The following is a 15,877-nucleotide window of genomic DNA, read 5'->3' as shown; positions in this document are numbered from 1 at the left end:
TCCCCCCATCGCCTCCAACCTGCAGCAGGTTCATGTCGCACCCCGTCCTCGCCGCCGACATAGGCGGCACCTCGTCCCGCCTCGCGCTGATCGGTCTCGACGGCCGGCCGACCGACATCCGCATCCACCGCAACGATTCCTTCCCGACCATCGAGGCGATGATCGAGACCGACCTTTCCGCCCGCGCCGAGGCCGGGCGGCGGGTGCGCGGCGCGGTGCTGGCGGTGGCCGGCCCGGCCGATGACGAGCAGGTGCGGCTGACCAACCGCGACTGGGCCTTCACCAAGGCCGGGCTGCGCGAGCGCTTCGGCTGGAGCCGGCTGGCGGTGCTGAACGATTTCGAGGCGCTGGCCCATGGCGTTCAGGTGGTCGCGCCGGCCGATCTGGTCGCGGTGGGGGGCGGCAAGGCCCTGCCCGGCGCGCCGGTTCTGGTCTGCGGGCCGGGCACCGGCTTCGGCGTGGCCGGGCTGATCCGGGGCGGGGACGGCCACCCCGTCGTCATCACCGGCGAGGGCGGCCGCGCCCGGCTCGGCGCCACCAACGCCACCGAGGCCCGGCTGCTGGCGCATCTGGTGCGCATCTTCGGCCCGGTGGTGGTGGAGCACGCCCTGTCCGGCAGCGGGCTCGCCCTCATCCATCAGGTCTTCACCGGCGACAAGCTGGCGCCGGAGCTCGTGATCGCCGCCGCGCTGGCGGGCGAGCGCGACGCGGTGGAGACCTGCCACATCTTCCTGCGCCTGTTCGGGCGGATCGCCGGCGACCTCGCCCTCATCTTCAATGCGCGCGGCGGGGTATTCCTCGCCGGCGGCGTCGCCGCCGGCCTCGCGCCGCTGATGGCGCACTCGCCGTTCCGCGAGGCGTTCGAGGAACACCCTCCCCACGAGGCGCGGCTGGTGGGCACCACGGTCCATGTCGTCACCTCCACCGAGCCGACCCCCGGCCTGCTCGGCGCCGGCCAGGTCGCCGCCCGGCTGGCGGCGCTGCTGGACTGACGCGAAGATCGGGCGCCCGCGGCGAGGGACGGCCGGCCCGGCCGTCTCGCCGGTGGCGGCGTCCTCCCCAGATGAAGCGGATCGGCGCCAGCCCGGCGCCGGCGCAGGAGAACCGCCATGCAGATCACGCGAAATGGCTCCCAGCCGTCGGCCGCCGGGCCGGCGGACTGGTTCACCGGCAGGGTGCGGGTCGACCCGCTGTTCCAGGCGGAGGCGCCAGCGCGGGTGGCGGGCGCGCTCGTCACCTTCGAGCCGGGGGCCCGCACCGCCTGGCACACCCACCCGCTGGGGCAGACCATCATCGTCACCTCCGGCCTCGGCCGGGCGCAGCGCGAGGGCGGGCCGGTGGAGGAGATCCGCCCCGGCGACGTGGTGTGGTTCCCGCCCGGGGAGAAGCACTGGCACGGCGCCGCCCCGGACACCGCCATGAGCCACATCGCCATTCAGGAACGGCTCGACGGCAAGGCGGTGGACTGGCTGGAGCACGTCTCCGACGCCGACTACCACGGCGGCTGAGCCCCGGCGCGGACCCGGCGGCCCTGCCGTCCCGCGGGACCTCACTGAGCCCCTCACCGCGCGGCGGCGCGGGCGGCGGTGCGGGCATGGCGGCGTCCGCACGGCCAGCTCCCGCCCGGCATGGCCAGCCGCGCTACTCCTCCACCCCGGCCGTGACCCCGGCGGCGAGCTTGCTGAAGGCGCAGCCATCGGCCGCCGCCGCCAGCGCGGCGGCATCGAGCCCGAGCGCGGCGAGGGTGGCGAGCATGTGCGCGGGCAGCGGCGCCCGCACGTCGAGCGGCGGCTTGCCCCGCCCCTGCGGCAGCACGAGACGGCGGGCGTGCAGGTGCAGCGCCGGGCTGCCCGGCAGCCGCGGCGCCCCGCCATAGATGCTGTCGCCGAAGATCGGGTGGCCGATCGCGTCCATGTGGACGCGGAGCTGGTGGGTGCGCCCGGTGAGCGGGGAGAGCGCGACCACGCTGAGCCCCTCCCCCGCCGCCAGCAGCCGCCACTCGGTGACGGCGGGCTGGCCGCGCGGATCGACCGCCATCCACCAGCCGCGATGGGGCGAGCGCTTGGCGAGGTTGAGCTCGATCCGCCCGCCGGCCTCGGCCGGCACGCCCCGCACCACCGCCATATAGGTCTTGCCGACCAGCCCCTGCGCGAAGGCCCGCCCGAGCTCGGCCAGCGCCTTGCGGTGGCGGCCGAGCACGAGGCAGCCCGAGGTGTCCTTGTCGAGCCGGTGCGCCAGCTCCGGCGGGTTCGGCAGGCCGAAGCGCAGCGAATCGAGATGGTCCGCCAGCGTCTCCCCGCCCTTCGGCCCCTTGTGCACCGGCAGGCCCGCGGGCTTGTCGATGACAAGCATCAGCCCGTCGCGGTGGAGGAGGCGGTCGTCGAGGGAGAAGGCGCGGGGCGGCGCGGGGGTGGCCTCACCCATGGCCCGCTCCCAACCCGGCCGGGACCGCGCGCCCGGCGCGCCACGCCGGGCGGCGGCGTCGGCCGTCGGCGCTTCCTGTCTGTTCGGTCATTCCGGCCTCCCCTGCCGCGCGGCGTCCGCTGCGCCCGTCTCTATCATCTGGCGGGAAGGGCGGGCACCCCCGCCGGCTGCGGCACGGCCTTTCGCAAGGGTGCGGGAACGGTAGGCGGCGGCACCGGGGCGCGGTATCGTCACGACGATGAGAGCCGACGGGTTCCAGCGGGAGGGAAGCGCCAATGCAGTTCGTTTACCAGGGCAAGCTCAACAGCCGCAGCACGGCGACGCTGGGCACCACCTCCACCACCATCTCGATCGCCGGCTTCTATGCCAGCTCGACGGTCTACACCGCCACGGCCACCGACAAGACCCTGACCGGCACCGCCAATAACGACGCCTTCATCTATGATTTCACCCTGAACGGGGTGAACAAGCTGCGGTTTTCCGGCTTCTCGGCCTTCGATCTCGGCGCCGGCGACGATTTCTTCGACATGACCGTGCGCGCCAGCAATGCCGGCAGCCCCTATTCCACCCCGTACAGCGTCTCCGGCGGCAGCGGCAATGACCGGCTGTGGCTGGCCGGCACCATCGCCACGGCCTATGGCGATGTCGAGACGATGACCGGCACCTCCAGCGCGCAGGCGCGCGGCGGCGACGACATCATCGACGCCTCCCAGGTCACGCAGACGAACGACTGGCTTATCGGCGACGCCTTCACCCTGACCTACGCCCGGGGCGGCGACGACCTGATCACCGGCAGCGCCCAGGACGACGTCGGCATCTACGGCGACGGCATGTATCTCCTCAACAGCTATGGCGGCAACGACACGCTGGCGGGCGGCGCCGGAAACGACGCGATCGCCGGCGACGCCTCCTACCTCGCCGGTTCCAGCGACGCGACCGGCGACAACACCGTCGCCTATGGCGGCAACGACATCCTGTTCGGCGACGAGGGGGCCGATATCCTGATCGGCGACGGCTACTACCTCGCCAACAGCCAGAGCGCCAACGCCATAGGAGGCAGCGACACCCTCCATGGCGGCACCGGCGACGACCTCCTCTATGGTGACGGCTACTCGCTCGCCTCCGGGCTCAATTCCGGCGCCGACGGCGGCAACGACACGCTCTATGGCGATGACGGCGCGGACACCATCTATGGCGACGCCCAGTCCATCGGCGGCAACGACCCCTCGTCCATCGGCCAGCTCGGCTACGACATCATCGACGGCGGTGCCGGCAACGACCAGCTCTGGGGTGACTACGGGTCGAAATCGAGCAGCGTGAGCCTGGCGGTGGGCGGCGGCAACGACCAGTTCGTGTTCGAGCCCGGCAGCGACCACGACACCATCAACGATTTCGGCCAGCAGCTCGGCGGGCCGCAGGGCCGCGACACCATCGACCTCGCCGCCTATGGCATCCACGCCTTCGGCGACCTCGACATCTCGGGTAACGGCACCGCCGCCCCGGTGATCGACCTGCACGGCGGCAACACCATCACGGTGAAGGCGTTCGACGGCTCCGCCCTCACCCTCACCAGCGCCGATTTCACCTTCGCCTGAGCCGGCCCACCGCGCCGCCCCTTGCCACCGGTGCAGAAATCCGCACCGGGGATGTGGCACCACGAGGCGGGCCCTGTATCATGGTAGTGGGGAGACCGGCCATTCGGCCGGCGGGGGAGCCTTTGCCATGCGGTTCGTCTATCAGGGCAAGCTCAGCAGCCGCAGCACGGCGACGCTGGGCACCACCCCCACCACCATCTCGATCGCCGGCTTCTATGCCAGCTCGACGGTCTACACCGCGTCCGGCGGCGACACGACCCTGACCGGCACCGCCAACAACGACGCCTTCATCTATGATTTCACCCTGAACGGGGTGAACAGGCTGCGCTTTTCCGGCTTCTCCGCCTTCGATCTTGGCGCCGGCGACGATTTCTTCGACATGACCGTGCGCGCCGGCAATGCCGGCAGCCCCTATTCCACCCCGTACAGCGTCTCCGGCGGCAGCGGCAATGACCGGCTGTGGCTGGCGGGAAACCTGACCACGGCCTATGGCGATGCCGAAACCCTCGCCGGCACCGATAGTGCCTCGATCCGCGGCGGCGACGACATCATCAATGCCAGCCTTCTCACACAGGAGGCCTACAACCTGTATGGCGACGGGAGCGCGATGACCTATGCGGTGGGCGGCGCGGACACCCTCACCGGCAGCGCTCTGGCCGACGTCATCAGCGGCGACGGCTCCGTGCTCATCAACAGCTATGGCGGCAACGACACGGTGCTCGGAGGCGGCGGCGGCGATGTCATCTACGGCGACGGGTTCCAGCTCGCCAGTTCGGACGACGACTCCGCCTTCAACTCCCGGGCCTATGGCGGCAACGACCTGCTGTTCGGCGACGACGGCGCCGACACCGTTTATGGCGACGGCGTCGAAGTCGCCCACAACGATGCGAGCCAGGTTCTCTGCGGCAACGACATCCTGCATGGCGGCGCAGATGACGACACCCTCTATGGCGACGGCCATTCGGTGGCCTTCGGCGTCGGCTCCCTCGTCGGCTGCGGCAGCGACGTGATCTTTGGCGACGCAGGCGCCGACACGATCTATGGCGATGCCGGCACTCTGGGCGGCTCCGGCCCGTCGACCATCGGCCAGCTTGGCGACGACGTCATCGACGGCGGGGCCGGAGACGACGAGCTGTGGGGCGATTATCGGTCGGCATCGAACGAGGTGACCCTGCTGGGCGGCGGCAACGACCGGTTCGTGTTCACCCCCGGCAGCGGCCACGACACCATCGAGGATTTCGGCCAGCAGCCCGGCGGGCCGCAGGGCCGCGACACCATCGACCTCTCGGCCTATGGCATCCACGCCTTCGGCGACCTCGACATCTCCGGCAACGGCACCGCCGCCCCGGTGATCGACCTGAACGGCGGCAACAACATCACGGTGAAGGCGTTCGACGGCTCCGCCCTCACCCTCACCGCGGCCGACTTCACCTTCGCCTGAACGCCGCCGGCCCGCCGCGCCGGGCTCCTCCCGCGCCGGCGCCGGGGGCGCCAGGCGGGCGTGAGCGACGGCGGCGCGGAAGCCCCGGCGCGCCGGGCCAACGCGGGGCCCCGGCCTGCGCCGGGCTCAGTTCTTCCGCAGCTCGTCCTGGATGTCGAGCGTGGAGCGCACGCCGATATCGTCGAAGTGCTGGTCCAGAAACCGCGCGGCCGCGTCCCGCCCGATATCGCGGAGATAGGTCAGGAATTCCCACTCCGCGTTCAGCTTGGTGGAGGCATCGAGCGCGACCAGCTTCTCCGCGCCGTCGATGCGGTGCAGGCGCAGGTCGCGATAGCCGTCGATCCCGTCGCCGCGGTGGCTCAGGCTGCCCTGCCGGAGCAGGCGGGTCACGAAGTCGGCGGCGCGGAGCTGGGCCAGCAGCGAGGCGTTGAAGGTGATCTCGTTGATCCGGTTCTGGATGTCGCGCGCCGTCTTCGGCGTCTCGCGGCGGATGATCGGGTTGATCTGGATGAGCAGGATGTCGTCGGTCTTCACCGCGTCGTAGAACGGAAACAGCGCGGGGTTGCCCATGAAGCCGCCGTCCCAATAGGGCACGCCGTCGATCTCAACCGCCTGGAACATGTTGGGCAGGCAGGCCGAGGCCATGATCGCCTCGGCGGTCAGCTCGGTCTTGGAGAAGACCCGCACCTTGCCAGTGTGGACGTTGGTCGCGCTGACGAAGACGTGGACATGGTCGCAGGACTGCACGGCCTCGAAATCGACGTGCTCGTTCACGAGGTCGAGCAGCGGGTTGATGTTCATCGGGTTGAAGTCGTAGGGCGACACCAGCCGGCTCATCAGATCCATGACGACATAGGCCGGGTTCATGTTGAGCGACCAGTTGCCCATAAGCCGGTCCAGCAGGGTGCGCTGGATCGGGCTGGTGCGCCCGTCCTTGGAAACCGCGCGCCAGTAGCGGGTCAGCGCCTCGCGGCCGCCTTCCTCCCCGCCCTTGGCGAGGCCGGAGGTGAGGACGGCGGCGTTCATCGCCCCGGCGCTGGTGCCGGAGACGCCCTCGATGCGGATGCGGCCATCCTCCAGCAGCCGGTCCAGCACGCCCCAGGTGAAGGCGCCATGGGCCCCGCCGCCCTGCAGCGCGAGATTGACCGCCTTGATGCGGGAGCCGTGCCCGGCCGGCCGTGCCGCCCCGGAGTCGGGGGACGCGTCGGCCTTCACCGCCGCCGCGCCCACCGGGCCGTGCACCGAGAGGGCGGAGGCCGCGTTGCGGGCGGTCTCCCCTTCGGGACCGGGCGAGACCGCGGTGGCCGCAGCCTGCTGCGCCGCTTCCGGTTGGGCCGCATCAGCCTGCGCCGCGTCAGCCTGCGCCGCGTCAGCCTGCGCCGCGTCAGCCTGCGCCGTCTCCGCCGCACCGCCGGCGGGCTTCGGCGGCATGCCGCCGGGGGCCTTGCCGCGCCGGGCCCGTGCCGGCGCGCCGGCCGGCTTCTCGCTCTCCGTCATCGCCCGTGCTCCCCCTGCTGCCGGCTATTCCGCCACCCAGCCGCCGTCGATCTGCTGCAGCGAACCGGTGATGGAGCGCGCGGCGTCCGAGGCGAGGAACACCGCGAGCGCGGCCACTTCCTCGACCGTGACGAACTCCTTGGTGGGCTGGGCGGCGAGCAGCACGTCCCGCTTCACCTGCTCCTCGGTCAGGCCACGGGCCTTGGCGGTGTCGGGAATCTGCTTCTCCACCAGCGGGGTCCAGACATAGCCGGGGCAGATGGCGTTGCAGGTGATGCCGAAGGTGGCGGTCTCCAGCGCCACCGTCTTGGTGAGGCCGGCAATGCCGTGCTTGGCCGAGACATAGGCCGCCTTGAAGGGCGAGGCGACCAGCGCATGGGCGGAGGCGGTGTTGATGATGCGGCCCCATTTGCGCGCCTTCATGCCCGGCACCGCGGCCTTGATGGCGTGGAACGCGGCGGAGAGGTTCAGCGCGATGATGAGGTCCCACTTGTCGTCCGGGAATTCCTCGATCGGGGCGACATGCTGCACGCCGGCATTGTTCACCAGCACGTCGACCGAGCCGAAGGTCTCTTCCGCGAAGCCGATCAGGGCGGCGCATTCGGCGGCCTTGGTGAGGTCGGCGGCGGAATAGGCCGCCTTGACGCCGAACTCGGTCTCGATGCCCGCACGCAGGGCCTCGATCGCGGCGGCGTCGCCGAAGCCGTTCAGCACGACATTGGCGCCCTCGGCGGCGAGGCCGCGGGCGATGGCGAGGCCGATGCCGCTCGTGGAGCCGGTGACGACGGCGGTCTTACCCTTCAGCATGCACATCTCCTGTGGTTGCGCCGCGCGGCGGGCGCACTCATATCCGTCAAGCGGGCCAACGCCCGCCGCGGACCGGGTTCTCGCGCACGGTATCACGCTCTCCTGCAGCGGAAAGGCCCCGTGTGCGATGCGGCAGATCAAACCCGGGCGAAACCGGGCCGTTTCGTTTTCGTGATGAATGGAAGTGGTTTACGATAAGCCGATGACATCGCCCGACCCTACCCCGCCCGCGGACGGCCCCGGCCGCCTCGACACGCTCGACCGGGACCGCCCGGGCGCGGCGGATGGTGACGTGGCCGCCGGTGACGCGGCCGCCGGCCACGACCACGACCACGACCACGACCATGGCTCCTGCGTCTCCGGGGCGCTGGCGCGGGCGCAGGCCTGCTGCGCCGCGCGCGGCATGCGGCTCACCCCGCTGCGCCGCCGGGTGCTGGAATCGCTGGCGGACAGCCATGTCCCGCTCGGCGCCTATGAGCTGGTCGGCCGGCTCGGCGCCTCGGGCGACCGGCCGCCGCCGATGTCGGTCTACCGCGCGCTGGATTTCCTCGTCGCCGAGGGCCTCGCCCACCGCATCGAGAGCCGCAACGCCTTCATCGTCTGCGGCCGCGAGCACGGCGCCGACGACGTGGTGGTTTTCCTCATCTGCGAGAGCTGCGGCGCCACCGCCGAGGTCGCCTCCCACGCCATCGGCCGCGACCTCGCCTGGGCGACGCGGGCCGCCGGCTTCACCCCGCGCAACCCGGTCATCGAAATCGCCGGCACCTGCGCGAAGTGCCAGTCCGCCGCCGAAGCGCCCGGGCCGGAGGCGGCCGGCGCCGCCGCCGGTTGACGGCGGGCGCGGCGCGGCCTAACCCGATCAGCGATCCTGCGCCGCCGGAACCCTCTCCATGACCAGCGCGACCGACACCCTGTCCCCCGCCGCCATCGTCGCGCCCGAGCTCGAAGCGGCCGGGCCCGCCGCCCGGCGCCGCACCGTGGCGGTGAAGGTGGGCTCCATCACCGTCGGCGGCGGCGCCCCGGTGGTGGTGCAGTCGATGACCAACACCGACACCGCCGATGTCGACGCCACCGTGGCGCAGGTCGCGGCGCTGGCGCTGGCGGGGTCGGAGATCGTGCGCATCACGGTGGACCGCAGCGAATCCGCTGCCGCCGTGCCGCACATCAAGGAGAAGCTGCTGCGCCGGGGCCTCACCACCCCCCTCGTCGGCGACTTCCACTACAACGGCCACATCCTGCTGGCCGAGCACCCGGCCTGCGCCGCCGCGCTCGACAAATACCGCATCAACCCCGGCAATGTCGGCTTCGGCGAGAAGCGCGACCGGCATTTCGCGACCATCGTCGAAATGGCGATCCGCCACGGCAAGCCGGTGCGCATCGGCGCCAACTGGGGCTCGCTCGACGACGACCTGCTCACCCGGCTGATGGACGAAAACGCCCGGCTGCCGCGCCCGGCCGACGCCCGGGCGGTGACGCGCGAGGCGCTGGTGCGCTCGGCGCTGCTCTCCGCCGCGCTGGCGGAGGAGATCGGCCTGCCGCGCGACAAGATCATCCTCTCCGCCAAGGTCTCGGCGGTGCAGGACCTCATCACCGTCTATGGCGAACTCGCCCGCCGCGCGAACTATGCGCTGCATCTCGGCCTCACCGAGGCCGGCATGGGCTCCAAGGGCATCGTCGCCTCCTCCACCGCGATGGGGGTGCTGCTGCAGCAGGGCATCGGCGACACCATCCGCGTCTCGCTCACCCCGGAGCCCGGCGGCGACCGCACCCGCGAGGTCACGGTGGCGCAGGAAATGCTCCAGACCATGGGGCTGCGCACCTTCGTGCCGCTGGTGGCGGCGTGCCCGGGCTGCGGGCGCACCACCTCCACCACCTTCCAGGAGCTCGCCTTCGAGGTGCAGGACTTCATCCGCAGCTCGATGCCGGAGTGGAAGAAGCACTATCCCGGCGTCGAGACCCTGAACGTCGCGGTGATGGGCTGCATCGTGAACGGGCCCGGCGAGAGCAAGCACGCCGACATCGGCATCTCGCTGCCCGGCACCGGCGAATTCCCCACCGCGCCGGTCTATATCGACGGCAAGAAGGCGGTGACCCTGCGCGGCCCCACCCTGCGCGAGGACTTCAAGAAGATCGTGGAGGACTATGTCGCCCGCCGCTTCGGCGTCGGCACCGCGCGGCCCGCCTCGCCCGGGATCGACGCCGCGGAATAGCGCTGGCGCCCGCCGCCGTGCGGGAACAATAGCTCCGTCGCTGCGTCATGCGCTAGCCTGTGCTGCGCCGCCCACCGGAGAGCCCCATGTCCCGCCCCGCGTCCCGCCTCCTCGCCGTGCTTTTCCTTGGCTTCGGCCTGCTGTCGACGGCGGGGGCCGCCATGGCCCGGCCGGTGGTCGTGGCGTCCAAGATCGACACCGAGGGCGCGGTGCTCGGCAACATCATCGCGCTGACGCTGGAACATGCCGGCATCGAGGTCACCCGCAAGATCCAGCTCGGCCCCACCAAGATCTGCCGCACCGCGCTTCTCGCCGGCGAGATCGACATCTACCCCGAATATACCGGCAATGCCGGCTTCTTCTTTTCGATGGACGCCGACCCGGTGTGGAAGAACGCCGCCGCCGCCTATGAGAAGGCCCGGGCGCTCGACGCCGCCAACGGGCTGGTCTGGCTCGCCCCCGCCCCCGCCGACAACACCTGGGGCATCGCCGTGCGCGGCGACGTGGCGGCGGCGCAGAAGCTCGCCACGCTGGAGGATTTCGCCCGCTGGGTGAAGGACGGCGGCACGGTGAAGCTGGCTGGCTCGGCCGAATTCGTCGAGAGCCCGGCGGCGCTGCCGGCGTTCCAGCAGGCCTATGGCTTCACGCTGAAGGGCGACCAGTTGCTCGTGCTCTCGGGCGGGGACACCACGGCCACCATCAAGGCCGCCGCCGAGGGCACCTCCGGCGTCAACACCGCCATGGTCTATGGCACGGATGGCGCCATCGCCGCGCTCGATCTCAAGGTGCTGGCGGACACCCGGCACGTCCAGCCGGTCTACCAGCCGGCGCCGGTGGTCCGCGCCCCGGTGCTGGAGGCCAACCCCGCCATGGCCGGCCTGCTCGCCGCCGCCTTCTCCGGGCTGTCGCTGGACACGCTCCAGAAGCTGAACGCGCAGGTCCAGCTCGACGGGCAGGACGCCGGCGCGGTGGCGCGGGCCTATCTCGAAGGCGCGGGGCTGCTGAAATAGCGCCGCCGCCCTCCGCCCTCATGAACGCGACCGCCACCCCGCCACGGCGCGGCAACCGCGCCGACGCCGCCACGGCGGGCCGCGCCCATGCCGCGCCGCGAGCGGACCGGCGGGCGTGGGACCCGGCGGGGGTCGCGCCAATCGTCGCGGCGGCGGCGCTGGCGCTGGCCGCGCTCCCGGCCGGCTTCGTCGGGGTCGCGCCGAACCGGCTGGTCTCGGGCGTGCCGCGCGGGCTGTGGGAAGCCGCCGGGCCAGGCGGGTGCCTCGCGCTCGCGATGCTGGCGGCGGCGCTGGCCGGGCTGGCGCTCACCGGCGCGGCGGCCGCCTCCGACACCACCCCGTGCCGGCGGCAGGCCACCCTCCGCGCCGGCCTGATCGCGGCGCTGGCCGCCGGCATCGTGGTGCTGCTGGTCGCGCTGGCGGGCGCGGCGGCCCACGCGGCGGTCGCGGCCGACAGCGGGGGCGGCGGGCGGACCCGGGTCTCGCTCGGCGCCGCCTTCTGGGTCTGGCTGTCGCTGGCGCTGCTGGTCTTCGCCGGTGCCCTGCGCCGCGTCCCGCCGCTGCCGGCACGGGCGGCGCTCATCGCGGCGCTGGCGGCGGCCCTGCTGCTGCTCGCCGGCGCCGGGGCAATCACCGACCTGTCGCTGGCGCGGGAATTCGCGGTGAACCGGGCGGGCTGGGTCGACGCGGCCGGGCGCCATCTGCTGCTGGTCGGCGGCGGCCTGCTGGTCGCGCTGCCCATCGGCGGCGCGCTCGGCGGCTGGGCGCAGGTGCGGCCGGGGCGCGGCACGGGGGCCTTCGCGGTGCTGAACCTGCTGCAGACCATTCCCTCCATCGCGCTGTTCGCGCTGCTCATCGGCCCGCTGACCGCGCTGGCGAACGCGGTGCCGGCGCTGCGCGGGCTCGGCTTCGGCGGCATCGGCGCGTTTCCGGCGATCATCGCCCTCGCGCTCTACGCCCTGCTGCCGGTGGCGCGGGGGGTGGAGGCGGCGCTGCGCGCGGTGCCCGCCGCCGCCGTCGCGGCCGGCCGGGGCATGGGGATGACCCGGCTGCAGCTGCTGGCCGGCGTGGTGCTGCCGCTGGCCCTGCCGACGCTGCTGCGGATGCTGCGGGTGGTGGTGGTGCAGCTCGTCGGCCTCGCCGTGCTCGGCGCGCTCATCGGCGCGGGCGGGCTCGGCGGCTTCATCTTCCGCGGCCTCGGCCAGACCGCCGCCGACCTGGTTCTGCTGGGCGCGCTCTCCACCATCCTGCTCGCGGTCGCCGCGCATCTCCTCATCGGCGCGCTGATCGCGCTGCTGGACCCGGAGCCGGCGCGATGATCGAGCTGGAACACCTTTCCCGCCGCTTCGGCGCGACGTCGGCGGTGGACGACCTCTCCCTCACCATCCCGCGGGGGGATATCTGCGCGCTCATCGGCCCGTCCGGCGCCGGCAAGTCGACTGCGCTGCGGCTGATCAACCGGCTGATCGAGCCGGATGGCGGGCGGGTGCTGATCGGCGGCGAGGATGCCGCCCGGCTGCCCGTCGTCGCGCTGCGTCGGCGGCTCGGCTACGTCATCCAGTCGGTCGGGCTGTTTCCGCACTGGACCGTGGCGCGCAACATCGCCACCGTGCCGCGGCTGCTCGGCTGGGAGCGGCGGCGGATCGCCCGGCGGGTGGAGGAGCTTCTGGCTCTGGTCGGGCTGGAGCCGGCGCATGGCGGGCGCTACCCCCACCAGCTTTCCGGCGGTCAGCAGCAGCGCGTCGGCGTCGCCCGCGCGCTCGCCGCCGAGCCGGAGGTGCTGCTGATGGACGAGCCGTTCGGCGCGGTGGACCCCCTCACCCGCCGCAGCCTGCAGGACGCGCTGAAGGACATCCAGGCCCGCACCGGCACCACCATCGTCCTCGTCACCCACGACATCGACGAAGCGCTGCGCCTCGCCACCACCCTCGCCTTCCTCACCGGCGGCCGGCTGGTGCAGGCCGCGACGCCCCACGCCATGCTGGCAGCACCGGCGAGCCCGGAGATCGCCGCCTTCCTCGGCGGGCCGCGTCTTGGCCTGCGGCTGCTGCAGACCGCCACCGCCGGGGCCCGGACGGATTTCAGCCGCACCGCCGCCGGCGAGCCGCTCGACGCCGATACGCCGCTGGACGAGGTCGTCGCCCGCATGGTGGCGGCCGGCGTCACCGCGCTGCCGGTGCGCGACCGCGCCGGACGGGCGGGCGTCATCACCCTCGCCGACGTGGTGGCGCGGTGAGGCCGTGGCGGCTGGCGCGGCGGCCGGTGGTGTGGGTGGGCGGGCTTTTTGTGCTGCTCACCCTCACCATGGACCGGCTGGGGCCGCTGTTCCACTGGCTGTTTCCCCGGCTCGACCGGCCAGTCTACAGCCGTGCCGGCTTCCCCGAACTGGCGCTGTCCCATGCCGCGCTCGCGGGCGGGGCGAGCCTCGTCGCGGCGGTCGCCGGCATCGGCGCGGCGGTGTTCGCGACGCGGCCGGCCGGGCGCGGCTTCGCCCCGGCGCTGGAAACCGCCGCCTCCATCGCCCAGACCTTCCCGCCGGTGGCGGTGCTGGCGCTGGCGGTGCCGGCGCTGGGCTATGGCGCGGCGCCGACCCTGCTGGCGCTGGTGCTCTACGGGCTGATGCCGGTCATCGCCGCGACGCTGGCCGGGCTGCGCGCGGTGCCGGCGGGCGCCATCGAGGCGGCGGAGGGCAGCGGCTTCTCCCCGCTGGCGCGGCTGTGGCAGGTGGAACTGCCGCTGGCGGCGCCGCTGATCCTCACCGGGCTGCGCACCTCCACCATCATCGGCATCGGCACCGCGACCATCGGCTCGACCGTGGGGGCGCTGACGCTGGGCTCGCCGATCCTCGACGGGCTGGCCGGGGAGAACCCCGCCTTCGTGCTGCAGGGCACCGTGCTGGTGGCGCTCCTGGCCATCACCGTCGACCTCGCCTTCGCCGAGCTGGCCCGCCGGCTGGCGGTGTGAGGCCGGCGGGCCGCGCAAAATGCCGGGGCACGGGAACATTCGTTCCGGCAAGCCCTTGCCGGAAAAGCGGAGCACTGTGCCGGCACGCCCGGCCAGCCCGGCCCACAGCGCGGAGCCTGCGATGAGCCTGATCGACGAACGCCGCCACCAGATGTTCCCGGTGCTCGCCCCGGCGCAGATCGCCACCATGCGCCGTTTCGCCAGCGGCCCGGAGCGGCGGTTCGAGCCCGGTGCCCATGTGTTCGACGTCGGCGATGTCGGCGCCCCGACCTGGCTCATCCTCGCCGGCAGCCTGCGGATCGTGCGGCGCGACGGGCTCGGCCGCGAGAAGCCGATCACCGAGCAGGGCGCCGGCCAGTTCACCGGCGAGGTCAGCCAGCTCGCCGGGCGGCCCTCGCTCGCCGCCGCCACCGCCGGGCCGGAGGGCTGCACCGCGGTGCCGCTGGACGCGGCGCATCTGCGCGCGCTCGCCATCGGCTCGGCCGAGGTGGGCGAGGTGCTGATGCGGGCGCTGATCCTGCGGCGGGTGGGGCTGATCGAGGGCGGCGCCGCCGGCTCGGTGCTGGTCGGGCGGCCGGGCGAGGCGAGCCTCGTCGCCATCGAGGGGCTGCTGAGCCGCAACGGCTATCCCTACGCCATGCTCGACGCCGCCGGCGACGAGGAGGGGCGCGAGCTGGTGCAGCGGCTCGGCATCGGCCCGGAGGAGCTGCCGCTGCTGATCTGCCCGACCGGCCGGGTGCTGAAGCGCCCCGGCCTCGCGGAGGCGGCGACCTGCCTCGGCATGCTGCCGACGCTCGACCCGGCGCGGGTCTATGACGTCGCGGTGGTCGGCGCCGGCCCGGCCGGGCTCGCCACCGCGGTCTATGCCGCCTCGGAGGGGCTCGCGGTGCTGGTGCTGGACCGCCACGCCATTGGCGGACAGGCCGGCGCCTCGGCGCGGATCGAGAACTATCTCGGCTTTCCCACCGGCATTTCCGGCCAGGCGCTGGCCGGCCGGGCCTACAACCAGGCGCAGAAATTCGGGGCCGAGCTGGCGATCCCGCTGGCAGCGATGCGCCTCGAGGCCGAGGAGACGGACGGCGCGCCGCAGCGGCTGCGACTGTCCGACGGCACCAGCGTGCAGGCCCGCACCGTGGTGGTCGCCACCGGGGCGCGCTACCGCCGGCCCGACATCCCCAACCTCGCCGATTTCGAGGGCAGCGGCATCGCCTACTGGGCCTCGCCGGTGGAAGCGCGGCTCTGCGCGGGGGAAGACGTGGTGCTGGTGGGCGGCGGCAATTCGGCGGGGCAGGCGGTGTCCTTCCTCGCGCCGAAGGTGAGCCGGCTGCACCTCGTCATCCGCGGCGAGGGGCTGGAGGCCTCGATGTCGCGCTACCTCATCGACCGCATCGCCGCGCTGCCCAATGTGGAGCTGCACACCCGCACCGAGATCGCCGCACTGGAGGGCGACCCTGCGCAGGGGCTCGAGGCCGTCACCCTGCGGGCGCGGCAGGACGGGGCGACGCAGCGGCTCGCGGTGCGCCATCTCTTCCTGTTCATCGGCGCCGACCCCAATGCGGACTGGCTCGGCGGCACGGTGACGGTGGACCGGCAGGGCTTCGTGCTGACCGGCGACGGGGTGCGGCCCGGCAACCTGCCGCTGGAGACCAGCCGGCGCGGGGTGTTCGCCATCGGCGATGTGCGGGCCGGCTCGACCAAGCGGGTGGCGGCGGCGGTGGGCGAAGGCGCCGCCGTGGTGGCGCAGATCCACGCCGCCCTCGCCCGCGACGCGGCGGCGACGCCGGCCGCCTGAGGCGGGCGCGCCGCGGTTCGACGCAGTTATCAGAAAATAATCCTAGACAAAAATCCTATCATCTGGGATTCTTGGCTCATCCGTCCCCGCCGAAGGGACGTTCCGGAGCGACCGGGGCGTGGGACGGGTGCGGTGGC

The 15,877-nt window shown here is 72.9% G+C and carries 14 protein-coding genes; 11 read left to right on the top strand and 3 right to left on the bottom strand.

Annotated elements, in window-relative coordinates:
• The first annotated feature begins 32 nt into the window (after positions 1-32).
• Positions 33-992 (top strand): glucokinase, encoded by a 960-nt coding sequence (locus KHC27_RS19145; protein WP_213341212.1) that lies wholly within the window; start codon positions 33-35, stop codon positions 990-992.
• A 117-nt stretch (positions 993-1,109) separates the two neighbouring features.
• A complete protein-coding gene (locus KHC27_RS19140; protein WP_213341210.1) occupies positions 1,110-1,508 on the top strand; it encodes a (R)-mandelonitrile lyase in 399 nt (132 codons plus the stop codon).
• Between the two features lie 133 nt (positions 1,509-1,641).
• On the opposite strand, the gene KHC27_RS19135 is transcribed toward KHC27_RS19140, so the two are convergent.
• Positions 1,642-2,424 (bottom strand): RluA family pseudouridine synthase, encoded by a 783-nt coding sequence (locus KHC27_RS19135; protein ID WP_213341208.1) that lies wholly within the window; start codon positions 2,422-2,424, stop codon positions 1,642-1,644.
• Between the two features lie 275 nt (positions 2,425-2,699).
• Here KHC27_RS19135 and KHC27_RS19130 point away from each other — a divergent pair, with 275 nt between their 5' ends.
• Together KHC27_RS19130 and KHC27_RS19125 are read left to right on the top strand one after the other, a co-directional pair.
• The gene (locus tag KHC27_RS19130; RefSeq protein ID WP_213341205.1) at positions 2,700-4,019 is read left to right on the top strand and encodes a calcium-binding protein; all 1,320 of its coding nucleotides are present in this window, start codon (positions 2,700-2,702) and stop codon (positions 4,017-4,019) included.
• A 127-nt stretch (positions 4,020-4,146) separates the two neighbouring features.
• A complete protein-coding gene (locus KHC27_RS19125) occupies positions 4,147-5,460 on the top strand; it encodes a calcium-binding protein (protein WP_213341203.1) in 1,314 nt (437 codons plus the stop codon).
• A gap of 126 nt (positions 5,461-5,586) precedes the next feature.
• On the opposite strand, the gene KHC27_RS19120 is transcribed toward KHC27_RS19125, so the two are convergent.
• Together KHC27_RS19120 and KHC27_RS19115 are read right to left on the bottom strand one after the other, a co-directional pair.
• Complete coding sequence (locus tag KHC27_RS19120; protein WP_246520091.1) at positions 5,587-6,957, bottom strand: patatin-like phospholipase family protein; 1,371 nt, start codon at positions 6,955-6,957, stop codon at positions 5,587-5,589.
• A 24-nt stretch (positions 6,958-6,981) separates the two neighbouring features.
• Entirely contained in the window at positions 6,982-7,764 is a 783-nt protein-coding gene (locus KHC27_RS19115) for a 3-hydroxybutyrate dehydrogenase (RefSeq protein ID WP_213341201.1), read from the bottom strand.
• A 202-nt stretch (positions 7,765-7,966) separates the two neighbouring features.
• Between KHC27_RS19115 and KHC27_RS19110 the strand changes: the two genes are divergently transcribed.
• From KHC27_RS19110 to KHC27_RS19080, 7 genes are all read left to right on the top strand, one after another.
• Positions 7,967-8,596 (top strand): Fur family transcriptional regulator, encoded by a 630-nt coding sequence (locus KHC27_RS19110; RefSeq protein ID WP_213341199.1) that lies wholly within the window; start codon positions 7,967-7,969, stop codon positions 8,594-8,596.
• Between the two features lie 58 nt (positions 8,597-8,654).
• A complete protein-coding gene (ispG, locus tag KHC27_RS19105) occupies positions 8,655-9,974 on the top strand; it encodes a flavodoxin-dependent (E)-4-hydroxy-3-methylbut-2-enyl-diphosphate synthase (protein ID WP_213341197.1) in 1,320 nt (439 codons plus the stop codon).
• 161 nt (positions 9,975-10,135) lie between these two features.
• Positions 10,136-10,984 (top strand): glycine betaine ABC transporter substrate-binding protein OsmF, encoded by an 849-nt coding sequence (osmF, locus tag KHC27_RS19100; RefSeq protein ID WP_246520097.1) that lies wholly within the window; start codon positions 10,136-10,138, stop codon positions 10,982-10,984.
• A 20-nt stretch (positions 10,985-11,004) separates the two neighbouring features.
• On the top strand, positions 11,005-12,303 hold the full coding sequence (locus KHC27_RS19095; protein ID WP_213341193.1) for an ABC transporter permease subunit: 1,299 nt from the start codon (positions 11,005-11,007) through the stop codon (positions 12,301-12,303).
• On the top strand, positions 12,300-13,220 hold the full coding sequence (locus KHC27_RS19090; protein ID WP_213341191.1) for an ABC transporter ATP-binding protein: 921 nt from the start codon (positions 12,300-12,302) through the stop codon (positions 13,218-13,220). Before KHC27_RS19095 ends, KHC27_RS19090 begins: the two co-directional genes overlap by 4 nt.
• A gap of 35 nt (positions 13,221-13,255) precedes the next feature.
• Complete coding sequence (locus tag KHC27_RS19085) at positions 13,256-13,948, top strand: ABC transporter permease (RefSeq protein ID WP_343210944.1); 693 nt, start codon at positions 13,256-13,258, stop codon at positions 13,946-13,948.
• Between the two features lie 121 nt (positions 13,949-14,069).
• A complete protein-coding gene (locus KHC27_RS19080; protein ID WP_213341189.1) occupies positions 14,070-15,740 on the top strand; it encodes an FAD-dependent oxidoreductase in 1,671 nt (556 codons plus the stop codon).
• The last annotated feature ends 137 nt before the right edge of the window (positions 15,741-15,877 follow it).

Origin of the sequence: Ancylobacter lacus (assembly GCF_018390635.1) — a bacterium.
In the GTDB taxonomy this organism is placed as follows: domain Bacteria; phylum Pseudomonadota; class Alphaproteobacteria; order Rhizobiales; family Xanthobacteraceae; genus Ancylobacter; species Ancylobacter lacus.
The sequence above is the reverse complement of the archived record's forward strand: the minus strand, read 5'-3'. Positions and strand labels throughout refer to the sequence as shown.